Source organism: Corynebacterium tardum, assembly GCF_046717785.1.
Classification (GTDB): Bacteria; Actinomycetota; Actinomycetes; order Mycobacteriales; family Mycobacteriaceae; genus Corynebacterium.
The window spans coordinates 73,563-95,546 of the sequence record NZ_CP177104.1 but is presented as its reverse complement, the minus strand read 5'-3'; the positions used below and the strand labels follow the sequence as shown (position 1 = coordinate 95,546).

25 protein-coding genes are annotated in these 21,984 nt (G+C 64.3%); 10 read left to right on the top strand and 15 right to left on the bottom strand.

The window, feature by feature from the left end:
• Window positions 1-261: 261 nt before the first annotated feature.
• The 3 genes from ACLI1P_RS00495 to ACLI1P_RS00485 all read left to right on the top strand — a co-directional run bounded on the left by ACLI1P_RS00495 (window position 262) and on the right by ACLI1P_RS00485 (window position 2,330).
• Complete coding sequence (locus ACLI1P_RS00495; protein WP_411709140.1) at window positions 262-648, top strand: hypothetical protein; 387 nt, start codon at window positions 262-264, stop codon at window positions 646-648.
• Between the two features lie 217 nt (window positions 649-865).
• Window positions 866-1,363, top strand: a complete 498-nt coding sequence (locus ACLI1P_RS00490; RefSeq protein WP_411709139.1) for a hypothetical protein — start codon at window positions 866-868, stop codon at window positions 1,361-1,363.
• 52 nt (window positions 1,364-1,415) lie between these two features.
• Complete coding sequence (locus ACLI1P_RS00485; RefSeq protein WP_306507763.1) at window positions 1,416-2,330, top strand: glycosyltransferase; 915 nt, start codon at window positions 1,416-1,418, stop codon at window positions 2,328-2,330.
• A gap of 3 nt (window positions 2,331-2,333) precedes the next feature.
• On the opposite strand, the gene ACLI1P_RS00480 is transcribed toward ACLI1P_RS00485, so the two are convergent.
• The 4 genes from ACLI1P_RS00480 to ACLI1P_RS00465 are packed head-to-tail and all read right to left on the bottom strand — an operon-like array spanning window position 2,334 to window position 4,563.
• On the bottom strand, window positions 2,334-2,792 hold the full coding sequence (locus ACLI1P_RS00480; protein WP_306507762.1) for a GtrA family protein: 459 nt from the start codon (window positions 2,790-2,792) through the stop codon (window positions 2,334-2,336).
• A 9-nt stretch (window positions 2,793-2,801) separates the two neighbouring features.
• Complete coding sequence (locus ACLI1P_RS00475; protein ID WP_306507777.1) at window positions 2,802-3,191, bottom strand: GtrA family protein; 390 nt, start codon at window positions 3,189-3,191, stop codon at window positions 2,802-2,804.
• Between the two features lie 41 nt (window positions 3,192-3,232).
• Window positions 3,233-4,120 carry a hypothetical protein gene (locus ACLI1P_RS00470; protein WP_306507761.1) on the bottom strand — a complete coding sequence of 296 codons (888 nt, stop codon included), beginning with the start codon at window positions 4,118-4,120 and terminating at the stop codon, window positions 3,233-3,235.
• 20 nt (window positions 4,121-4,140) lie between these two features.
• A complete protein-coding gene (locus tag ACLI1P_RS00465) occupies window positions 4,141-4,563 on the bottom strand; it encodes a hypothetical protein (protein ID WP_306507760.1) in 423 nt (140 codons plus the stop codon).
• Between the two features lie 36 nt (window positions 4,564-4,599).
• On the opposite strand from ACLI1P_RS00465, the gene ACLI1P_RS00460 reads away from it, so the two are divergent.
• The 5 genes from ACLI1P_RS00460 to ACLI1P_RS00440 all read left to right on the top strand — a co-directional run bounded on the left by ACLI1P_RS00460 (window position 4,600) and on the right by ACLI1P_RS00440 (window position 12,685).
• The gene (locus ACLI1P_RS00460) at window positions 4,600-4,878 is read left to right on the top strand and encodes a hypothetical protein (RefSeq protein ID WP_306507759.1); all 279 of its coding nucleotides are present in this window, start codon (window positions 4,600-4,602) and stop codon (window positions 4,876-4,878) included.
• Between the two features lie 138 nt (window positions 4,879-5,016).
• The gene (locus ACLI1P_RS00455) at window positions 5,017-6,432 is read left to right on the top strand and encodes an FAD-binding protein (protein ID WP_411709138.1); all 1,416 of its coding nucleotides are present in this window, start codon (window positions 5,017-5,019) and stop codon (window positions 6,430-6,432) included.
• 14 nt (window positions 6,433-6,446) lie between these two features.
• Window positions 6,447-7,205, top strand: coding sequence for a decaprenylphospho-beta-D-erythro-pentofuranosid-2-ulose 2-reductase (locus tag ACLI1P_RS00450; RefSeq protein ID WP_411709137.1), 759 nt, complete (start codon window positions 6,447-6,449; stop codon window positions 7,203-7,205).
• Between the two features lie 34 nt (window positions 7,206-7,239).
• Window positions 7,240-9,186: a galactan 5-O-arabinofuranosyltransferase gene (locus ACLI1P_RS00445; RefSeq protein WP_408932232.1), complete on the top strand. Its 1,947-nt coding sequence runs from the start codon at window positions 7,240-7,242 to the stop codon at window positions 9,184-9,186.
• Window positions 9,187-9,229: 43 nt separating this feature from the next.
• On the top strand, window positions 9,230-12,685 hold the full coding sequence (locus tag ACLI1P_RS00440; protein WP_411709136.1) for an arabinosyltransferase domain-containing protein: 3,456 nt from the start codon (window positions 9,230-9,232) through the stop codon (window positions 12,683-12,685).
• 7 nt (window positions 12,686-12,692) lie between these two features.
• Here ACLI1P_RS00440 and ACLI1P_RS00435 read toward each other — a convergent pair whose 3' ends face one another.
• Together ACLI1P_RS00435 and ACLI1P_RS00430 are read right to left on the bottom strand one after the other, a co-directional pair.
• Window positions 12,693-13,538, bottom strand: coding sequence for an alpha/beta hydrolase (locus ACLI1P_RS00435; protein ID WP_411709135.1), 846 nt, complete (start codon window positions 13,536-13,538; stop codon window positions 12,693-12,695).
• Between the two features lie 14 nt (window positions 13,539-13,552).
• Entirely contained in the window at window positions 13,553-15,469 is a 1,917-nt protein-coding gene (locus tag ACLI1P_RS00430; RefSeq protein ID WP_411709134.1) for a M13 family metallopeptidase, read from the bottom strand.
• Between the two features lie 42 nt (window positions 15,470-15,511).
• On the opposite strand from ACLI1P_RS00430, the gene ACLI1P_RS00425 reads away from it, so the two are divergent.
• Complete coding sequence (locus tag ACLI1P_RS00425; RefSeq protein WP_408929883.1) at window positions 15,512-16,006, top strand: hypothetical protein; 495 nt, start codon at window positions 15,512-15,514, stop codon at window positions 16,004-16,006.
• Complete coding sequence (locus tag ACLI1P_RS00420; RefSeq protein WP_411709133.1) at window positions 16,003-16,845, top strand: PrsW family intramembrane metalloprotease; 843 nt, start codon at window positions 16,003-16,005, stop codon at window positions 16,843-16,845. The genes ACLI1P_RS00425 and ACLI1P_RS00420 overlap by 4 nt, the downstream gene beginning before the upstream one ends.
• A gap of 8 nt (window positions 16,846-16,853) precedes the next feature.
• Here ACLI1P_RS00420 and ACLI1P_RS00415 read toward each other — a convergent pair whose 3' ends face one another.
• The 9 genes from ACLI1P_RS00415 to ACLI1P_RS00375 all read right to left on the bottom strand — a co-directional run bounded on the left by ACLI1P_RS00415 (window position 16,854) and on the right by ACLI1P_RS00375 (window position 21,850).
• The gene (locus ACLI1P_RS00415) at window positions 16,854-17,474 is read right to left on the bottom strand and encodes a M48 family metalloprotease (protein ID WP_306507751.1); all 621 of its coding nucleotides are present in this window, start codon (window positions 17,472-17,474) and stop codon (window positions 16,854-16,856) included.
• A 157-nt stretch (window positions 17,475-17,631) separates the two neighbouring features.
• On the bottom strand, window positions 17,632-18,432 hold the full coding sequence (locus ACLI1P_RS00410; protein WP_411709132.1) for a hypothetical protein: 801 nt from the start codon (window positions 18,430-18,432) through the stop codon (window positions 17,632-17,634).
• 28 nt (window positions 18,433-18,460) lie between these two features.
• Window positions 18,461-18,769 (bottom strand): DMT family transporter, encoded by a 309-nt coding sequence (locus tag ACLI1P_RS00405; protein WP_296133143.1) that lies wholly within the window; start codon window positions 18,767-18,769, stop codon window positions 18,461-18,463.
• Window positions 18,766-19,116: a DMT family transporter gene (locus tag ACLI1P_RS00400; RefSeq protein ID WP_411709131.1), complete on the bottom strand. Its 351-nt coding sequence runs from the start codon at window positions 19,114-19,116 to the stop codon at window positions 18,766-18,768. Before ACLI1P_RS00400 ends, ACLI1P_RS00405 begins: the two co-directional genes overlap by 4 nt.
• A gap of 11 nt (window positions 19,117-19,127) precedes the next feature.
• Window positions 19,128-19,439 carry an MGMT family protein gene (locus ACLI1P_RS00395; RefSeq protein WP_411709130.1) on the bottom strand — a complete coding sequence of 104 codons (312 nt, stop codon included), beginning with the start codon at window positions 19,437-19,439 and terminating at the stop codon, window positions 19,128-19,130.
• Window positions 19,440-19,444: 5 nt separating this feature from the next.
• Window positions 19,445-20,149, bottom strand: a complete 705-nt coding sequence (locus tag ACLI1P_RS00390; RefSeq protein WP_296133138.1) for a VOC family protein — start codon at window positions 20,147-20,149, stop codon at window positions 19,445-19,447.
• Window positions 20,149-20,433: an RNA-binding S4 domain-containing protein gene (locus ACLI1P_RS00385; protein WP_411709129.1), complete on the bottom strand. Its 285-nt coding sequence runs from the start codon at window positions 20,431-20,433 to the stop codon at window positions 20,149-20,151. Before ACLI1P_RS00385 ends, ACLI1P_RS00390 begins: the two co-directional genes overlap by 1 nt.
• Before the next feature lie 30 nt (window positions 20,434-20,463).
• Window positions 20,464-21,138, bottom strand: a complete 675-nt coding sequence (locus tag ACLI1P_RS00380; protein ID WP_411709128.1) for a LysE family translocator — start codon at window positions 21,136-21,138, stop codon at window positions 20,464-20,466.
• Between the two features lie 166 nt (window positions 21,139-21,304).
• Complete coding sequence (locus ACLI1P_RS00375) at window positions 21,305-21,850, bottom strand: NADPH-dependent FMN reductase (protein WP_411709127.1); 546 nt, start codon at window positions 21,848-21,850, stop codon at window positions 21,305-21,307.
• Window positions 21,851-21,984: the final 134 nt, after the last annotated feature.

Genomic DNA, 21,984 nt, shown 5'->3' with positions numbered 1-21,984 from the left:
AGGGTCCCTAACTGACGAAGTTCTTCTTGTTGACGGCGGCGGATTCAGGATCTTCGTCGGTTAGGCGCCTCTTGCCCCTCTTCTCTGGGTGCGGAAGCGAATTATGTTTAAAATTCATACATAAATGCGACGTATCCGCAGTGCACAGCACCACCTTATGGGGTAAAAAATACCGATTCACTTCCACTTTCCACCGAAGTTTCCTACTCTAATTAGGAGCCTGAAACACAGGTCTAATCACTTCTCCTAAGGAGCTCTCTCATGAAGCGTTTCGCCGCCGGCGTTGTTGCCGCTGCTACCGCACTGTCCCTGTCCACCGGTGTTGCCTCTGCTGCCGGCGACCCGAATGCTCAGAATGGCTCTTCCAACGACGCCTACACCACTGGCTACGTTCTCGGAGGCATCTTACAAGAAGCAGCTGGTAAGGACGGCATGACTTCCTCCGTAGAGAACATCGCTGAGAACAGCAAGGATGACGGAAGCCGCACCCCACTATTCAGTTCCTTCAAATCTGACGCGGCTAACGGCTGGAAGGTAGGCACCACCTTCGACATTCTTTGGGGAACTGGCGTTGCAGTAGCTGTTCTCGGCGCTGCTTACGCCGCAGTTCAGAACGGCTACATTCAGGGTGTTTCCCTTCCGTTCTAGTCTGAGCGTCTAAAGCTTGTAGCTTTAACTCATTGAGCTCCAGTCCATTACGGGCTGGAGCTTTTGCGTTACTGAGCAGCCTTAACCAAATAGGCCGTTCGGGCTTGCTGGCAAGAGCAGGACGCTCACGGCAATATTCACATTTTGCTTCCCGCCCCTGTTCAGTGCGGTAGATTTACCCTCAATACTATTGACTCATCTCTCAAGGAGCATTCCCATGAAGCGTTTCACCGCTGCTGCCGTAGCAGCCGCTACCGCACTGACCCTGTCCGTTGCACCTGCTACTGCTGCCGAGAAGGGGTCTTCGGAAGTCTCTGAAGCTGAGGTGCTCGGCTACATCCTGAAGCAAGGACTCAAGGAAGCCGTCGGTGGCGATGGCTTCGCCTCCTCCGTGGATTACGGCATTGAGAAAGGCATCGAGGTCGCCAGCAGCAAGGACGAGAAGAGCGGCTCAAGCAGCGACTCCAGCAAGGAAGGCCAGGAGAAGGAGAAGAGCTCCATCAAGGATTTTCAGAAGGACCTTGAGACTGCTGGCTCCGTCAAGGACTTCGCCATGTCTTCCCTGAAGAACGACACTGCAAAGGAGTACCCGGTGGGTACCACCGCTGAGATCCTCGCTGGTACTTCCATCGCTGCGGTTGTACTCGGCCTCATTGCCGCTGTGGTCAACGGCGTGAACTCTGGCTTTATCAAGATTCCGGGCGTCAACGCCTAAATCTGCAACAGGTTCATGTCACGTCCCTAGGCCGCCCGCGCGGGGTGGCACAATGGAACGCATGACTGCCACCTTGTCCCCGGCCGGAACCACGGCCGCCGTAATCGTCACCCACCAGCGCGTGGAGCTCCTGCGCGCCTCCTTGGAGCAGGTGGTGAACCAGACTCACCCAGTACAGTGGGTCATCGTGGTGGACAATGGTGCTGAGCAGGCCGTGGAAGAGCTCCTGCAGGAGCTCGCCGGCGAGCGAGCTGTCTATGTTCCCTCGGAGACCAACCTGGGTGGTGCTGGTGGCTTCGCACTCGGATTCCTGACGGCACTGGCCCTGGGCGCTGACGCGGTGTGGTGCGCGGATGATGACGGCCGCCCAGCGGACCACCACGTGTTGGAGGAGCTCTACCGCGTGGCGGAAAGCAATGGCCTGCATGAGGTCTCCCCCGCCGTGTGCAACATTGATGAGCCCGGTCGCCTGGCCTTCCCGCTGCGCCAGGGCCTGGTGTGGCGTAGGCGCATGGATGAGCTGGAGGGCGACTTCCTACCGGGAATCGCCAGCCTGTTTAACGGCGCGCTTATCTCTGCTGAGGCCATGGAGATCATCGGCGTGCCGGACTATCGCCTGTTCATCCGCGGGGATGAGGTGGAATACCACCGCCGCCTGGTCAACTCAGGGCTCAATTTCGGCACTGCGCTGACCACAAGCTACTTGCACCCGGACGGCTCCGACGAATTCAAGCCGATCCTGGGCGGCAAGATGCACACGCAATACCCAGAAGGCGAGTTCAAGCGCTTCTTTACCTACCGCAATCGCGGCTACCTGCTGTGGCAGCGCGGCATGCGCAAGCTTTTGCCGCAGGAATTCGCGCGCTTCGGCTGGTTCTTCCTGGTCCAGCAGCACGACGTGCAGGGCTTCCTAGAGTGGCTGCGCCTGCACAACCGCGGGCGCAAGGAAGACTTCCGCCGCCCCTAGAAGCTAGTTCACCTCAAAAGATTTGCGGGTGCTGCGGAAGATGACCCAGCGCTGCACAAAGAAATTGATAACGGCCGCCGTGCCCTGCGCAATAATGAAAGCGACCGCCAGGGCCCACGACGAAGGCCAGTCAAGGTCGTGATCAAAGAAGGGGAACGCCCAGCGGTACAGCACGATGTTGATCACGTACGTCATGGCATAGGTAGCGATGACGGCGGCTAGGCGGCGCTTCGAGGCATTCGCGTTAAAGGTCCACCTGCGGTTGAGCAGGTAAGCCAGGAGGGTACCCGCAACGAAACCTATGGTCCGAGAGGTTACGTCGCCGAAGAGATCCAGGCCGATCTGGAACAGCCACGTGACGCTGACATCCACTACCGCGGAGATCGCACCCGTGATCGCGAACTTGGCCCCCTGCGCATGCAGGGAGTTCGACTGGGACAAGCGTTCAGCGCGGCTGGGCATGAGGGGAGTCTACTTTCCCTTGAAAATGAAGACGCGCTGAATGGCAAAGTTTGTCACCGTGGCCACACCCTGCGCGATGACAAAGGCGATGGTGTCCTTGACAGCGCCCTCAAAGCCCATGTGGATGAGCGGGGCGTTAAGCACCCAGTACAGGAAGTTTTGGACGGCGAAGGTGGACAGGTACAGCATGCCCACGGCCCCAGCAGTGCGTCCGGACATCTGCGCGCCGAAGGTCCAGCGCGCGTTGGCGACGTACGCGGCGATGGTGCCAAAGACCCAGCCGATAGCCTTGGCCAGGGAGCGGTGCAGGCCTAAGTAGGTGAGCAATAGGGTCAGGCCATAATCAATGGCCGCGGTGAATACGCCTACTGACACGAAACGCACGAGCTGCGTCCGCAAGGTGGACGAGGCAGGGGAAGATTCAGTCACGCCGAAATACTTTACCTGCGCACAAGGGCGCGGTAAATGTCCAAGCGGTCCACCGGCGCGGCGGCGTCAGCCCCGTAGGCCCCTATGGACGCCAGCACGCTGAGGGACGCCCCGCACAGCTCACGAATGTCCGCGCCGGTCCTATCTGACCCGGCATCATCCACCCAGCCCAGCGCGGCCATGGCGGCTTCCGCCACGGAGTCCGTGAGCTCTTCGCCGCCCATGCAGGACAAGGCCAGCGCCATGGACCAAAAGGCGTCCTGCCCCTCGGTGGTGACCTCCCGCGGGAGGGTGCGCAGGGCGCCGAGAGTATCGGCGCCTACGGCGACCTCGCGGTGCAGGTCAAGGGCCTGCAGCAGGGGGACGAAGTCATACAGCTTCGTGCGCTCAATCAGCGCGCGCACGGGCGGAACGATGAGGTCAAGGACCTCATCGATGGTCTCTTGGCCGGTGAGCTCCGCGTTGACGGCGGTGAGATCGAACGGAGTCTGGAAGGACCCAGAGCCGCCCACACACAGGGCCTCGGGCGTGCCGCTATCGCGCGGATAGGTCTCTACGACGATGACCTCGAAGTCCCACAGCCCCCAGGCATAATCAATCTGCGCGCCTTCGCGGCGAAGGAACTCCCGCACTGGGTGGGCGGGATCGATGCGCTGACCGCGGGCATCGTGATGCTCAAAAAAGTGCCACGGTGAGGACTCCTCCGGCAGCCCGAAGCACACTTCGAGAACATGGTGGAGCTGACTAAACGTCAACGCGTCGCTGAATCCGATCTGGCGGTGCACCTCCGCCTCGGCGCGGACGTTAGATACCTGGCACAGCAGCGTGCGGGCTGGGGGCTGGGAAGCACGGTCACGTGCGGCGCGTACCTGCGCCAGATTTGTGACCTTTGAGCTCATAGGCCCCACCATACGCATTTTTAGCTGCGGGCGGCGTTCTCGCGGGCCTCCAGCTCACTGAAAAGGAAGGTTAGAGCAGCACCGATGGCGCCCCACAGGGTCCACGGCTTGGACACGCCGCGGCGGCGGGTGAAGCTCACGATGCCCTGTTGGACCTTGATGTTCAACCAGCCACCGAGTACCAGGATTCCGGCGGCCACCGGGATGGACCACGCAGGGACGTCGGGAAGCTCCGGCTCTGGTCGGTCCTCGTGGCTTTCTGCATTAGTAATAGCCACCAGCGCGCCGAATCCGAGGAAAGACAAGATGTAGGCGCACACAAGCGCGGTCTTGTTCTTAATCCAGTCCGGAAACGCGGTCATGATTCCCACTGCCGCAGCTTGAGTGATGCGGCCAGCCAGAGTGTCATCCAACGCGTAATTATCAGTCTTGGGAGAAGTCATACCGCCCCACTCTAGGCGGGCGGTAGGCTACCGTGCATGTACTCCTCCAAGAAAGAGCACCTCACCCCGGCGCAGCGCGCGGCGCACGATGACCGCGCTGAGGACGATAAGCGCCACGGCCACTTCCTGGCCACCGAGCACACCGCGCTGCCTCTCGACGGTTTCATGACCAGGCTCATTGCGGAGGAGCTTCCCATCCTCGATTCCGCATCCCGGACCCGGGTGTATGAGATCCTGCGCGCCTATGAGGGGCCCGAGATCACCTCGCAGGAGCAGCTGCCGGAGGAGATCCGGGACATCATGGATCTCTACTAATCCCGCACAACCAGTCACGTACACCTGCCCGGTTATTTCTGCATTGTTCTGAAACTCACGTTTTTACCTCGCGCCACTGGTGCCCCAGGCTAGGTAGGCTTAGACATCGACACATCACGTCGAGTCAAAGAGTAAGAGATGGAACTACATACCACTGAAAAGTCCCTCTACGGTTGGGGCCGCACCGCACGGACCACTGCCCACGTACTGTCCACCCCGGACGTTGACGTCATCAAATCTGCCGTTGCCCAGGTTGCGGAGGACAACTCCGACAAGCCCGCTCACCTGCGCCGCGGCGTCATCGCCCGCGGCATGGGCCGTTCCTACGGCGACCCGGCCCAGAACGCCGGCGGCCTAGTCATCGACATGCAAGCCCTGAACAAGATCCACTCCATCGACCCGGAGTCCGCCATTGTTGACGTCGACGGCGGCGTCACCTTGGACCAGCTGATGAAGGCCGCACTGCCGTACGGCCTGTGGGTACCAGTCCTGCCGGGCACCCGCCAGGTCACCATCGGCGGTGCCATCGGCCCGGACATCCACGGCAAGAACCACCACTCCGCAGGTTCCTTTGGCAACCACGTTGTCTCCATGGAGCTGCTCGTGGCCGATGGCCGCGTCCTCCACCTGGAACCTGAAGGCTCCTCCGATGACCCGGAAGGTGAGCTCTTCTGGGCCACCGTCGGCGGCATGGGCCTGACCGGCATCATTCTGCGCGCGCAGATCAAGATGACCAAGACGGAGACCGCCTACTTCATCGCGGATACGGACCGCACGAGCAACCTGGAGGAGACCGTCGCGTTCCACTCCGACGGCTCGGAGCACAACTACACCTACTCCTCCGCATGGTTCGACGTCATCTCCCCGGAGCCGAAGCTGGGCCGCTCCACCATTTCCCGCGGCTCCCTGGCCACCCTGGAGCAGCTGGAAGAGCTCGCCCCGAAGCTGGCGAAGGATCCGCTGAAGTTCAACGCCCCGCAGCTGATGACCGTGCCGGACATTTTCCCCAACTTCACCATGAACAAGCTGTCCCTCATGGCCATCGGTGAGGCGTACTACCTCATGGGCTCCCCGGCCCGTAACCAGGTCAAGAACCTCACGCAGTTCTACCAGCCGCTGGATCTCATCGGCGAGTGGAACCGCGGCTACGGCTCCAACGGCTTCCTGCAGTACCAGTTCGTGGTGCCGACCGACGCCGTCGAGCCCTTCAAGGACATCATCCGTGACATGCAAAAGTCCGGCCACTACTCCGCACTGAACGTGTTCAAGCTCTTCGGCCCGGGCAACAAGGCCCCGCTGTCCTACCCGATGCCGGGCTGGAACGTCTGCGTGGACTTCCCCATCAAGCCGGGCTTGGGCGCCTTCCTCGACGATCTGGACAAGCGCGTCATGGAGTTTGGCGGCCGCCTCTACCTGGCCAAGGAGTCCCGCACCTCTGCGGAGAACTTCCACAAGATGTACCCCGGCATGGAAGGCTGGCTCAAGACTCGCAACGAGATTGACCCGACCGGCGTCTTTGCCTCCGATATGTCCCGTCGACTCGAGCTGCACTAGAAAGGACCACCACCATGCTCAATGCAGTAGGCCAAGCACAACACATCTTCCTTCTCGGCGGCACCTCCGAGATCGGCCTGGGCATCGTCGAGGAGTTCCTCGAGCGCGGCCCGGCCAAGGTCACCCTGGCAGCCCGCCCGGAATCCCCGCGCATTGCGGAGGCCCGCGCCACGCTCGAATCCCGCGGCGCTGACGTCGAGGTCCTCGACTTTGACGCCACCCACTTCGAGGGCCACCCGGACGTGGTTAACCGTGCATTCGAGCGCGGCGACGTCGACGTGGCCATCGTCGCCTTCGGCACCCTCGGTGACCAGGAGGTCCTGTGGCAGGACCAGGCCCAGGCCGTGGCCTCCGCTGAGACGAACTACACTGCCCCGGTGTCCCTCGGCGTGCTGCTGGGACAGAAGTTCAAGGAGCAGGGCCACGGCACCATCGTGGCGCTGTCCTCCGTCGCCGGCATGCGCGTGCGCCGCTCGAACTTTGTCTACGGCGCCTCCAAGGCCGGCGTGGACGGCTTCTTCATCAACCTCGGTGAGGCCCTGCGTGACTCCGGCGCCAAGGTGCTCGTGGTCCGCCCGGGCCAGGTGCGTACCAAGATGTCGGCCGAGGCCGGCGAGGCTCCGCTGACCGTCAACGTCTCCGACGTGGCCAAGGCCACCGTCAAGGCGGTTCTGGACGGCAAGCAGTCCATCTTCGTCCACCCGCTCTTCGAGTACGTCTCCTTGGGTTTCAAGTTCATTCCGCAGGCAATTTTCCGCAAGCTTCCTTTCTAAGCTTCGCTGTTTTAATTCCTGCAATCTCCTCAGCATGTGGGAGACTGTCACCATGACTGAGTCTCTCGCTATGGAATACGACGCAGACCGCGTGTCGCGTCGCGCTAGCCTCGCGGGCATCGCCGCCGCCGCTCTCGGCGGCGGCCTCGTCACGCTTCTTGGCTTCTTCGCCTTCAAGACGGTGTCCCTGCCGGCATTTAGCACCTCCATGGTGACCCGCGCCTTGAGCACGGCCGGAACCGTGCTCACCGTCGCCGTCGTCGGCGCCTTGTGCGTGTGGTGGATCAATGATGAGCACAAAGGCTCCCGACCGCGCTGGCGCGCGTGGCTGACCACCGCCCTGTGCTACGTCTCCCCCGCGCTCCTTACCCTTACCGCCATCGGCCTTCCGCTCTCCGCCTCGCGGCTGTGGCTGGACGGCGTGCAGGTGGATCAAGTCTTCCGCTCCCAGTTCCTCACCCGCGCAGCCGACATGAGCTCCTACGCGGACATGAACTACGAGGGGCTGCCCACCTTCTACCCGCTGGGCTGGTTCTGGCTGGGCGGGCGCCTGGCCAACCTGCTGGGCATGCCCGGCTGGGAGGTCTTCCAGCCGTGGTCGTTGATTTCCTTGGCTGTGGCCGGCTGCATCCTGGTTCCGGTGTGGCAGCGCCTGTCCGGCTCGCTGCCGGTGGCCACCGCCATCGCCCTGGTCACCACCGCCGTAACGCTCACCATCGGCGCCGAGGAGCCGTACTCCGCGGTCATCGCCATGGGCGTGCCGGCCGTGGCGGTTTTGTGTTCCCGGGCGTTTAGCGGCTCCTGGCTGTCTACCGCGGGAATTGCCATCTACCTGGGCATCTCCGCCTGCTTCTACACGCTGTTTACCGGCGCGGTAGCCCTGACCATTGTCAGCCTCATCGCACTGACCACGTGCGTGGCCGAGCGCACCTGGCTGCCCGCCGTGCGCCTGGCCGTCATCGCCGTGGGCTCCCTGGCCATCGCGGCCATCGCCTGGACCCCCTACGTCCTCGGGGTGCTGCGCGCCACCGCCCCGCTGGAGTCCACGGCCCAGCACTACCTCCCGGAGGAGGGCACGCAGATCCCCGCGCCCTTCCTCTCCCTCTCCGTCATCGGCCTCATCAGCATCATCGGCTTGGTGTACCTGGTCATCCGCGTCGATGAGCCGGATATCCGCGCCATGAGCACCGCGCTGGTCGGCGCCTACCTGTGGACGGTGGCGTCGATGGTGACGACCCTGGCCGGCACCACGCTGCTGGGCTTCCGCCTCGAGGTGGTCGTGGTGGTCCTCTTCGCCACCGCCGGCGTGCTGGCACTCGCGGAGATTCGCCTCATGGGTCTGCCCACGCTGTACCCCGCACGCTTTAGTGAGTCCACCAGCAAGCGCGTCACCGTGGTCTTCGCCCTCATCCTGGGCATCGGCGGCGTCTACTACGCCCAGCAGATCCCGGAGGCCAACGAGTCCGCCCTGGACCACGCCTACACCGACACCGACGGCTACGGCGAGCGCGCGGACCGCTACACCAGCGATTCCGCTGAGAACTACCTGAAGATCCGCGAGTTCATCGATGCCCAGGGGCATCCGGCGGACGAGACGGTGGTCCTCACCGATGAGAAGCTGTTCATGGCCTACAACCCGTACTTCGGCTTCAACGCCTTCACCAGCAACTACGCCAACCCGCTGGGAGAGTTCAGCACGCGCAACCTGCAGATCGAGTCCTGGGCCGAGCGCTCCTGGGATCAGACCCCGGGGGAGTTCGCCAAGGCCCTGGACTCCGCCACGTGGCGCGGGCCGGACGTCTTCATCTTCCGCGGTGATCTGGAGCACCCCAAGGACGGCTACAAGACGCACCTGGCCGAAGACATCTATCCCAACCAGCCCAACGTGCGCTACCGTGCGGTTTTCTTCAACCCGGACGTCTTTGACAAGGGCTGGGAGACCGCCCAGATCGGTCCCTTTGTGGTGGCGGCGCGGGCCTGATTTCATTCTTACTACGGCGTGGCCGTGACGTACACTGATCGCCGTGTCAGATAGGAAAACCACCGCCACGCCGCTCAAAGCCCAGCAGTCCGCGAGCCAGAAGGGCCAGGATGCGCCGCGTTCGCTTCGCCTCACGGCTATCGTCGCCGGGCTCATTGGCTTCTTGTGCTTCGTGGCCACGCCATTGCTGCCGGTCAACCAAACCCAGTCCTCCTTCGACTGGCCTCAACAGGGCTCCTTGCAGTCCGTCAACGCCCCGCTCATCGCGGTGGCGCCGGAGGATATTGAGGCGGAGATCCCGCTGGCGGCCGTCGATAAGCTGCGCGAGGGTCAGGACCTGCTCTACGGCACCCTCCCGCCGGAGTCGAAGAAGGCCACCAACCGCGGCATGTTCGTCCGTGCCGACGAGCAGGGGTTGTCCGTCACCAGCCTGGACGAGGTGATCTTCTCCCTCACGCCGGATGAGGTGAAGAAGCTGCCGGACGACGCCGTCCTGACCATCGACGCTACGGGCGACGGCACCACGGTCACCGCCGGAAAGTACTCCGAGACCACGGACGAGGATATGCGCCCGCAGGTCACCGGCGTCTACACGGAGATCGACAACACCCCGGAGAACGTGCAGGCGCTGGGCAGCGACCTGAAAATCCACGTCGACATCAACTCGCGGTTTACCTCTTCCCCCACGGTGCTCAAGCTCGTGGCCATGTGGCTGGGCCTGGCCATGGTGGTGCTGAGCCTGTTGTGCCTGTGGCGCATCGACCGCCTCGACGGCAAGCGCTACGGCTTTATGCCCGCCACGTGGAAGCAGATCCGCCCGCTCGACGGTGTCGTCGCCGTCGTACTGGGCTGGTGGTACATCTTTGGCTCCAACACGTCGGATGACGGCTTCATCCTCACCATGGGCCGCGTCTCTGACCACGCGACGTACATGGCTAACTACTACCGCTGGTACGGCGTTCCGGAGGCCCCCTTCGGCGCGCCCTATTACGACTTGGTGGCATGGCTGGCGCAGTTCTCCAGCGCCTCCATTGTCGTGCGCCTGCCGTCGTTGATCTCGGCACTCATCATCTGGTTTATCCTTTCGCGCGAGATGCTCCCCCGCTTTGGCGCGCGGGTCAACGACCGCCGCCTGGCGCACTGGACGGCCGCGTTTATGTTCCTGGCCTTCTGGCTGCCGTACAACAACGGCATCCGCCCGGAGCCCATCGTGGCACTCGGCGTCATGGTGACCTGGGCGTCCTTCGAGCGCTCCATCGCCACCCGTCGCCTGCTGCCGGCGGCGGTGGGCACCATTGTGGCCGCCGTTACCCTGGCCGCGGGCCCGACGGGCCTTACCGCCGTGGGCATCTTCCTGGTCAGCCTGCCCACCCTGTTCCGCATCATGGGTGAGCGCGCCAAGCAGGTGGGCTGGCTAGCTCTCGTCGCACCATTTTTGGCCTGCGGCACCGCGGTCATGGTCGCCGCGTTCGGCGATCAGACGCTGGCCACGGTCCTGGAGTCCACCCGCGTGCGCTCGGCGGTAGGCCCGTCGCTGCCGTGGTACTCGGAGTTCGTGCGCTACGCCACGCTCTTCGAGCCCTCCGTGGACGGCTCGCTCACGCGCCGCTTCGCCATGTTCACCATGCTCTTCTGCCTGGCGCTCATCATCTACGCCTTCATCAAGAACCACCGCGTCGTGGGCGCGGAGGTCGGCCCCACCCAACGCCTGCTGGCCATCATGGCGCTCTCGGCGTTCTTCCTCATGTTCACGCCGACGAAGTGGACCCACCACTTCGGCATCTACGCCGGCCTAGCCGGTGTCATCGCGGCCTTGGGCTCGGTGGTGCTCTCCCAGATCGCCATGCGCTCGCCGCGGGCACGCACCTTCTCCATCGCCTCCGTCATCTTCCTCCTGGCCATCTCCCTGGCCGGCTGGAACGCCTGGTGGTACGTGTCCTCCTTCGGCATCCCGTGGTGGGACCGCACGGTGCAGTTCAAGGCCATCGAGGCCAACACGGTGGTCCTGGCACTTGGCCTCATCGTCGTGGCCATCGGCATCTACCAGTCCCTCATCCACAGCTTCCGCAAGAAGAAGGCCGAGGAGGCCGGCACCCTCGCGCAGTTTGAGGAAGAGTCCGCTGCCAAGGTCTCGCGCTGGGCGGGTGTGATGTCCGCGCCGCTGGCCGTGGCGTGCATCGCCATCGTGGGATTCTCCTGCGCGTCCTTTGCCAAGGGCTACGTGGCGCAGGCGGATTCCTATTCCGTGGGCAAGGGCAACCTGGCCTCCCTGCGCGGCGAGTCCTGCTCGCTGGCGGATGCCACGATGGTGGAGACCAACACGAACGATTCCTTCCTGCGCCCCGTTAAGGGCGAGTTCAAGGACTCCCTGGTGGATTCCTCGGAGGATCACTATGGCTTCGGCCCCAACATGATCAAGGAGGACATCGAGCCGGAGAACCTCAACTCGGCGTCGGTAGGCGCGATTGCGAACAGCTCCAGCGGTGACTCCTCGTCCTCGAACGAACAGAAGGACGCCACCGCTACCGACGCCACCATCGATTCTGTGTCGGATGCTGACTCCGGCTCCGACTCTGCCGCCGAGGGCTCCTCGCAGGACAGCTCCAAGGCCAGCGAGGTGACGGATTCCTCCGCCGGCGGCGTGCGCGGCACCCTGGGCATCAACGGCTCCGAGATGCACCTGCCCTTCAACCTGGATTACACCAAGGTCCCGGTCATGGGCTCCTACTCCGATGCGCAGCGCTCCACCGCCACCATCACCACGCAGTGGTACACCCTGCCGGAGGAGGGCGACAACACCCCGGTCCTCTCGGTGTCTGCCGCGGGCAAGATCCACCACCACGACGTCAACGGCGTGGAGCAGGAGGGCACGGAGCTCACTCTGGAGTACGGCACGCTCAAGGACGGCAAGGTCACCGATCAGGGTGAGGCCGAGCTTTCCGACGTCGGCGCGACCCCCAAGTGGCGCAACCTGCGCATCGCGCTCGATAAGCTGCCGGAGGAGGCCAACGTCGTGCGCCTGGTAGCCGTGGATGATTCCACCGATGAGAATGATTGGTTGGCATTTACTCCGCCGCGCGTACCGGAGCTGGCTTCTATCAACTCCCAGTTCGATTCCGAGACCCCGGCGCTGCTGGACTGGTCGGTGGCGCTGCAGTTCCCCTGCCAGCGCACCTTCGACCACTACGCCGGCGTGACCGAAATCCCGCAGTACCGCATCCTGCCGGACGCAGCGGCGCAAAACTCGCTGACGGACTTCCAGTCCTTCTCCGGCGGCGGCGCCATGGCCACCGCGGAGGCGGTCAACTACTCCTACGAGATCCCCAGCTACCTCAACAATGACTGGGCGCGCGACTGGGGTTCCATTGAGAAGTACGAGCTGCGCACCGACTCGGAGGGCAACGCCCCGGCCGAGGCGCAGATCGACCACGAGGTGATCCAGCGCTCCGGACTGTGGAAGGACTCGGAGATGAAGATTAAGCGCGAGGGCGAGCAGTAAGCCGCTCTTAGGCAGCGTTCTTCAAGAACTCGGCCGCGTCACGGATGCGCTGGCGCGCTACGGCCGGGGTGGAGATGCGGTGCATGGCGACGTACTCGCCGTTCTCCGCCCCGGGGATCTCCACCTTCTCCGCAATCTCGTCCTGCCGGGCGGTCTGGACCAGGATGCGGGAATACTGTGCGGCCAGCGCCTCTCCGTCGAGCGCGTAGTCCCCGCGAATCTCCTCAGGCAGCTTGTCCAGCGCGCCAAAGTCAGGGAAGGTGAGCAGGAGAGCTTCGGCAGGCACGAGCGCCGCCAGCGCCCCGCCGGAGGAATAGCCCCACACCGTCACGTGCTCCGCGCCGTGGGCGCGGGCATAGTCCACGGCCGCCTGGACGGACTGAACCATCTCCGCCACGGTGTGCTCGGGCGCGAGCGGGTAGTCCACGTCAATGATGGTGGTGCCGGACAGCTGCGCGGCCGCGGCCACCTCGGGGCGCCACTGCATCTGCAGCGCCTTGCCGTCGCCGCGCCACCAGCCGCCCGAGTGCAGGGAGACCGCCCAGCGGCGGTTATCCGCCTCCGACGGTCTAAAGATCGCCCCCACCTCGGACTCGGTCTCCGTCACGCCGTCGGTAAAGGCCGTGCCCGGCAGCGAATGGTCCACCGCGGAGCCCAGCACCAGCATGGAGGCCTGCACGATGCGGTCCGGTAGCAGCGCGCAGTAGCGGTCTGCCTCCGGGGAGCCGCCGCCGGCCCAGGGCGGGCGGAAGTCCGGCAGCGGGTAGTGCACCTCCAGGTAGGAGGAGAGCTGGTCCAGTTGTTGTTCCGGCGTTAGCTGGCGGTCAGTGCCGCCAATGTTCCACTCACTCATGGAACCCCAGGGTACTACCAGATGGTGACGCGCTCCTCCGGCGCAAAGCCGCCCTCGACGTCGAAGGCCTCGTAGAACTCGTCGATATTGTCCGCGATGATGTTGCAGCGGAACTCCGCCGGGGAGTGCGGATCGATGGCCAGGTACTGGGTGGCCATCTCCGGGCGGATGGCGGTGCGCCACACGCGCGCCCACGCCAGGAAGAAGCGCTGCAGGCCGGTGTATTCGTGCTGCGCCAGCTCCGGCTCGGCTCCCTCGGCCTCAAAGGGCGCTACCTGGCCGTTAATGTCCAGGCCCTTATCGGCGCAGTACTTCTTGTAGGCCACCACGGCAATACCCAAGCCGCCCAGGTCACCAATGTTTTCGCCCAAGGTGAAGCTGCCGTTCACGCCGGCGGAGTCGGTGCCTTCCAGCACCTTCGGCACCTTGCCCTGGTACTGGTCCACCAGCTTGGCGGTGAGCTTCTCAAAGGCCGCGCGGTCCTCCTCGGTCCACCAGGAGTTGAGGTTGCCCTGGCCGTCGTACTGCGAGCCCTGATCGTCGAAGCCGTGGCCGATCTCGTGGCCGATGACAGCGCCGATGGCGCCGAAGTTCTCCGCCGCATCCGCCTCCGGGTTGTAGAACGGCGGGCGCAGGATGGCGGCCGGGAAGGTGATGTCATTGACCACCGGGTTGTAGAAGGCGTTGACGGTCTGCGGGGTGGAGAACCACTCGTCGCGGTCCGCCGGCTTGCCAATCTTGGCCAGCTCAAAGTCGTGGTTCCAGGCGCTGCCCGCGCGCACGTTGGCCACCAGGTCCGCGCCCTGGGGGGAGAACTCCAGGTCGGAGTAGTCGCGCCAGGTGTCCGGGTAGCCAATCTTGGCCTTGAACTGGGAGAGCTTCTCTAGCGCGCGCTCGCGCGTGGCCGGGGTCATCCACTCCAGCTGGGAGATGCGCTCGCGGTAGGCGGCGGTGAGGTAGCCCACCAGCTCATCCATCTCGGACTTCGAGGACGGCGGGAAGTGCTTGTCCACGAAGACCTTGCCAATCTCCTGGCCCACCATGGTCTCCGCCAGGCCCACGGCGCGCTTCCAGCGATCGCGCTGCTCGGTCGCGCCAGAGAGCGTGGTGCCGTAGAACTCGAAGTTCTTCCGGCCGATCTCCTCGGTGAGGTACGGCGCGCGGGAGAGCAGGATGTGCCAGGTGGCCCACAGCTGCCAGTCCGCCATGCGCTCGCTGGTGAACAGGCCCTCCAGGTGCTCAAAGTAGCTCGGCATCATGGACACCACGCGGTGCTCCGGCAGGCCACCGCCGGCCAGCATGGCGCGGGTGATGCTGGGCAGCTTAGCGACGTCTACCGGGTTGTACGTCTTCACCGCATCGCGCGCGGAGACCACGTCCCAGTGGCCGGCCGCGATCTCCTTTTCCAGGGCCACGATGCGGGTGGCCGCGGCCTCCGCGCCGAGGCCGAAGAGGCGGGCCGGGTCGAAGAAGCCGAGCATGGCGGCGACGTGCTTCTCGTAGGCGGCTAGCGTGTCCGCATGCGCCTCCTCGCGGTAGTAGGCCTCATCCGGAAGGCCCAGGCCAGACTGGATAATGTAGGCCACGGCCTCCTCAGAGCCCGAGTCCTTCTCCACCCAGAAGGTAGCCGGCGCGCCGACGCCGGTGCGCTCGAGCACGCCCAGATTGTGGGCCAGTTCCTCGGGCGTGGCGGCGGTGAGCTTATCCAAGTCGGCGTCGAGTGGCGCCGTGCCGGCGGCGTTCACGCCTTCGGTATCCATGTGGGCGGCGTAGAGGGTGCCGGGGCGGCCGGAATCCTCCTTGACGATGTCATGGACGAGCTCCTCGGCTTCGTCGCGCAGCGCGTGGAACGTGCCGTCCACGCCGCGGTCATCGGGGATTACGTGGGAGGCAACCCACGGGCCGTTAACAAATTGGTACAGATCCTTCATGCTCGCCACTGTATGTCAGAAGCACACGTTAGTGTGGTGGTCATGACTTCTTATCGTTTCCCGCCGGCGAAGATGACGGGACCGTTCTTTGCTGTGCTTGGGGCAACGCTCCTCGTGCTGGGCATGCCCGCCGTCCTCAGCGTGGTGCTGCCGATGCAGGAACCGGACACCGAGGCCGTGGTGCTCGATGACCCAGAGTGGCGCCAGCCCGTTGAGGGCCTTTCCTGCTCCCGGAACTACGAGTCCATGGCCAACCAGGCCTGGGACTGCGGGGACACGCTGGCGGAAGCCTACGTGACGGACGGGGTGGACGATGACGAATTGGCCCTGCGCCGCGTCGTGCGGGCCACGGCGTATAGCTCGCTGCCCACCGAGCCCATCGAGCACGACGGCAACCTGCTCGTGCTGCGGGTGGAAGAGAGCCAGGGGCCGGTCACGGCCTTCAGCGTGGCTAAGGACAATCTCAACTATCAGATCGTCTTGTCGGGTGGCGACACCGAGGCGGTCGCACAACACTTCATGGAGGCCTTCGAGTGAGCAAGCTTTTCCGCATCGCCCTGTGGGTCATCATCGGCCTGTCCCTGCCGGTGGCCCTGGTCAACCTGGCCGCGACTTTCATCCTCGCCCCGCTGCCCGGGTTGGTGAGTTTCCTTTTGGGCCTGGTCCTGCTGGCCCTCGGTATCTATCTCTGGCGGTTTAGCCCCATGTGGGCGCGGCCGGCTAAGGGCTGGGTGGCGGCCAGCGTCCTGTGGGGTGCTGCCGCGGCGGTCACCCTGGCGCTTGCCTCGTCGATGCCGCTGAGCAGCCTCACTGTGGGCTTGGGCTGGGAGCAATCCATGATGTCCTGGTCCGGCGCCTACCCGGAGGAGTTCTCTAAGGCGCTGGGCGTGATCTTCGTGCTGCTTAGCTTCCGGCAGCTCAACCGCCCCTGGCACGGCCTCATCGTGGGCGCACTGGTGGGCTGGGGCTTCGAGGTTTTTGAAAACAGCCTCTACGCCTCCATGGGCGCCATCATGCACCCCACCTCAGACTGGATTGGCATGCTGCAGATGTGGGGCCTGCGCCTCGTGGCGGGCCCTGGCCTGCACATGTCCTTTACGGCCATCGCCGGCTTTGGCATCGGCTGGGCCATCTACGCGGCGCACCGCCCCTGGTGGTGGCGCCTAGGCGTCGGCGTGGGCGCGCTATTCTGCTCCTTCTGCCTGCACTTTGCGTGGAACTACATGTGGGACGAGACGTGGCAGCTTGTTACCCAATACATCCTCGTCGCGGCCATCATGTACCCGCTGGTGATCACGCTTATCATCCGCGGCAACCGCCTGGCCAAGCAGGATGACAGCTACTCGCACTCCCCCGGCGCGCCCAGCCTGGTCTAGGGGCAGTCTTAGTCGAACTGCCCCTGGACAATAGCCACCGCATCCAGCGGGGTGACGTGGTAGGAAATAGGGTTCTGGTTCGCGCCGGCCATGAGCGCGTGGGCGCAGGAGTGGCCAGCACCCATCATGTGGCCGAGCTCGTGGGCGATGGTGCCCTGCAGCGCCTCCGGGTACTGGGCATTCGGGGTCTTGATGAAGAGCATCTTGTGGTCCGGGTAGGCAGCTCCCTGAACGTAGCCGTTCGGCTCCGGCTTGTAGAGGATGGCGACGGTGTCCTCGTCTGCCTCGGAGGGCTGCACTTCCTTCAGTGAGGCCTTGCCGTCCAACGCCTCGTTCCACTCGGCCACGGCGGCGTCGAGCTGCTCGCGGTACGGGAAGTTGTCCGCCACCTTGTAGTCAAGCACGCCATCCTGGAAGTACGAGGGCACGGAGTCGCCGTCGTGGAGGATGGAGGGATCCGGAACGGGCTTGCCGTCGTTCGCCAGGTTGGTGATGCTGGTGCACGTGCCCGGGGAGATCAGGGAGCGTACGGGGTCGCTCGCCGCGGTAGCGGCCGGGGCGGCAACAGCACCGCACAGCACGGTGGCGGCGGTGATGGTGGCAGCGGAGTTCTTCACGGTGAAACGCATGGGAAAAGCCGGGGTGCCTTTCTGGGTCGGTGCGGAAACTCTCCCCCGGCACGGGCCGCACACGGGCCTAGCACCCCGGGGAGTGATGTACCCGGGCGAGCATATATTAGATTCTTATGATTAGCAAAGGCTGGATTAAGCTTCTCCGGCGCGCTGGCTAGCACGCCTGGGAGGAGCTTGGCACCATCCGCTTGAGTTCCGCGCAGGCTTGATCGCGCAGGTCCTGGGCGTTCGGTGGGAAGCCGGGGGCCTGCGGCAGCGGCGGCACGCCCGGGGCGGGCGGTGTAGCTACCTCGACCGCGCCCAGGACGTCCGCGGTGAGGTCCGCCGGGGAGCCATACGTGTTCGCCGCAGCGGTGTAGCCGGGCCCGAAGGACGCGCTGGCGTGCACCTGGTGGTTGTCCGACCACCCGAATTTCGTGCCCATAACACCCGGGATCCTCGCCGTGCCGAAGTCTTGGCGGTAGCCATCCGCAGCCACCGGCGCAGCTGTGGCCATGCCCTTCATGATGGGGGCAGCAACCGGGTCGGTTGAAATGGCACCGAGGAACCGAGAGAGATCCTCCGTGGAGGTGGTGGTGTTTCCCCAATAACCGTTGTGGTGGGTCTCCCCCAGCTGGTACTCCCCGATGATCCCCGGGATTGCCTGCGGGTACCTGCGCTCCAGGTCGCCCGCGGTAGCGTCTTCGGAGAAGCGCACCATATTCTCCACGCGGGCCTTGTCCTCCGGCGCGCCGTATTTGAGCACCCACATGCCCAGATACAGCTTCACCAGGGAGAGCGCAGGGCGGGATTCGTGGCTATTGCCGGTGGATACCACGTGGCCGTCGGCATAGCGCACGGTCATTTGCGTGCGCGGCGGGACCTTCCCGGGGTCGAAGGTCAGGGCCTGGGCGGCCGGGGCCACACCGAGCGTGGCGGTAAGGGTAAGCGCTAGGGCGCCTGCTTTTGTCAACACATTTTGAGCGTACTCTATGTCCAGCGTCTTAGCCCATGTCCACGAGGAGTACTCCCCCGATAATGAGCGCCACGCCGAGCCCTTTGAGCCACGTGAAGGGCTCCCGGAACAGCGCGAAGGAGGCCAGCGCGGTGAGCGCGACACCACAGGCAGTCCAGATGCCGTAGGCCACGCCCAGCGGCATGCCCGCGCGCAGCGCAAGCGACAAGAAAGCATAGGAGGACACATAGGCCACCACGACCCACGCAATCCACCACTTCTGGCCGTGCACGGCGAGCATGCGCAGGCCCAGCGTGCCGGCTACTTCGATGAGGATGGCCAGTGCTAACCAGATCACGGATCCACCTCCTGAAGCTCCGCGTGTGGCTCGCGAGCCCCCATCTCCACGCAGCCCACGCCCGCGATGATGCAGGCCATGCCCACGAGCATGAGCGGCGTGAGCTCCTCCCCGAAGAAGAGCGCAGACAAACCCGCAGTGAGTATCACGCCGGTCGCACCCCATATTCCGTAGGCCGCACCCACATGCATGCCACTGCGCAATACCTGATGCAGCGAGGTAAAAGCCGCCACGTATCCGACAATTACTACGACGTAGGCAGCCGGGTGCGCCAGTGCGGCCTTGAGGCACAGGGTGGCGATGACCTCACTGAGGATAGCGATGGCCAGAAAAGTCCAGGCGCGCATCGGGTGTCCTTTCACGTGCGGGACGGGCGAGTAGCTGCCGTCAGATCTGCCGCATCCAGCCCACACTCGGAGAGAACGACACGGTCCTCGCGGTAGGGAATGCCTTCGGCGTCCCAGTGCGCCTGGGCCGCGGCGGTGTGGGCGCGGCCGGTGCTGTTGACAACCCGCCACCAGGCTAAATCCGAACTCTTGGACATCACCCAGCCCACGTAGCGCGCGCCGACGCCGACGACGTGCGCAATCTCGCCGTACGTGGAGACATTACCGAGCGGAATACTGCGCACTACCGCCCGGACAGCCTCTGCGCGTTCCGTCGTGGCCATGCTCTTTAGAGTTCGATGGGTTCGTCGGGAGCGTCCTCGACCTCGCACAGGGTCAGCGTGGCGCCCGTCGAGTCGGCGATGAGGCACAGGCGGCCAAACGGTGACTCGTAGGGTTCGCGGATGACCTCACCGCCGGCCGCCACCGTGGCCTTCGCGGCCTGGTCCACGTCCCGCACGCCCAGGTAGGTCTGCCAGAAGCTGGGCAGTCCGGAGGCGTTCCAGAAGCCGGCGAACGCCGCGCCCTCTTCCTCCGCTAGCGCGTACTCCTCATCGCCGCGAATCTCCCAATCAAAGAGCTCGCCATAAAAGTCCAGCGTGGAGCGGAAGTTCTCCGAGACGGCCAGCTCGTGCCACACCGGGGTGCCCGGCTCGCCGCCAGCCACGAAGCGGTCCAGCTCCGGCTGCACCAGCCCAAACATGGCACCGGCGTTATCCAGCACCAGGGCCAGGGGCGCGCCCAACGCCAAGATCGTGCCGCCCAGCTTCTCCACGCGGGCGCAATCCGCCTCCAGGTCGCGGGAGAGGAAGTAGGTGGCCCAGGTGTCTTGGCCGGGGACGATTTCAGCGATGGGCAGGCCTTGCAGGCGGGCGATGCCGTCCTCGAACTCCCAGCCCAGTACGGCCGAGTAGAACTTCTCCGAGGCCGCGGGGTCCGAGCTCGCCAGCGTGATCCAGTAGGGCATGCCTACTTCGGCTTCGAATGCGGGCACTAGAGGTTCCTCCACTTCTCCGGATCGAAGTCATCGTCTGTTGTGGCTTCGTCAAAGTAGTCGTCGTCATCGTCGGCATCGGCGACACGAGCGCACGTGGAGGCGACACACACGACGTCCCCCACGGCCAGCGCCGCGCCGCGGTGCTCGACGACGTCACCGTTGACCGTGACCTGGCCTTGCTCGATGAGCTCCTTCGCCTCGCCGCCGGTGGCGACCAAGGAGGCCAGCTTGAGGAACTGGCCGAGCTTGATGGATTCTCCCCTAATTGAGACGTCTAGCATGCCGACTAGCATACCGAGCCGCCACAGCCTTTAGAGCGCCAGGACCCCGCGGAAGCCCTCGATGAGAATAACCACACCGAGCAGCAGGAAGATCCCGCCACCGACGATGTCCACCATGGAGGAATGCCGGGCCATCCACTTCGATACCGCGCGGGTGCTCAGCGCCACGCCCACGAAAATCAGGAGGCTTTCCAGGATGAGCACCGAGCCGACCAGAGCGTTGGCGCCGAGGCCCATGCCGGGGTCGATGAAGTTGGCAAAGATGGCGCCGAAGAAGATGACCACCTTGGGGTTGGACAGGTCGCACACCAGGCCCATGCGGTACGCGGTGCCGGCCTTGATGATGCCGTCCGGGCTAAAGCCGCGGGGCTGCGGCGCGCGGTGCTCGGTGCCCACGACGGTGGCGGGTGCGCGGCACTCGGCCACGCCGGAGCTTATCGACGTATACGCCATCCACAGCAGATAGGCACCACCTAAGACCTGCAGCGCGACAAGGATCTGCGGCGTGGCCGAAATCAGCGCGGACAAGCCCGCTAGAGAGGCCACCGTCCACACCACCAGGCCGGTGGTGCTGCCGATGGCGGCCCACACCGCCGCACGGGTCGAGCGCGCGCCCAGCCGGATAATCTGCACCACGTCGGGCCCCGGCGAGGCCATCGCCGCGAACCACACTCCCATCAAGGCCGCAAGGGCACTGACTGCCACCTAACACCCCCATACTCGTATGCGTTTTCACTAACGCAGGCCACTATAAGGGCCGTCTCACCTGCAGCGAAACAGGTAAGCACAGTAGCTCCACCTAGCCCGCGAGCCAGACCCCCATGAGCGCCAGCAGTGTGGAAGCAGACATGTGGCGCCTTAGGCTAGGACCCTAGGCAAGGACCTGTTCCAGCTCCGCGCAGATGTCGTTCACCATCCCCGCCTTGAAGTCGGCCGGGCTAAACACCCCGTCCTGCATGTCGGTGACCAGGGAAATGTCGAGCTGGCTGCGCAGCTGCGTCATGGAGAAGTTCGCCATGACGAGCCGCCAAGCCTCCACCGCGCGGATGCCGCCGCTGAAGCTGTAGCCCACGTAGGCGATGGGCTTGGCCACCCACTCTGCGCCCAGGGAATCAACGGCGTTCTTGAACGCGCCCGGCACGGAACGGTTGTACTCTGGGGTGACGAAGATATATGCGTCACAGGCATCAATCGCATCAGACCAGGCCTGGACCTTCTCATCGTCATAGTTTTTGTTGGCCGCCATCGGAATGACCGACGTGGTGAGAACAGGGACATCGAAGGCCTTGAGATCGATGAGCTCATACTCCACGTCGCGGACGTTACGACCTTGGGCCAGGTCAGCGACCCACTGGGCAATAGCCTGTCCGGCGCGGTCGTCGCGGGTAGAGCCAAGAATGATGCCGATTTTTGCCATGTCGATGAGCCTTTCTGCCCTTGAGGGAGTGTCCACAATCTCGTGGTCACGTCAACGTTTATTAGCGACGAGGGTACGCGGATATGTCGACGCAATCGACACGTCGCCGGGATATGTTTAAAATTTCGGAAAAA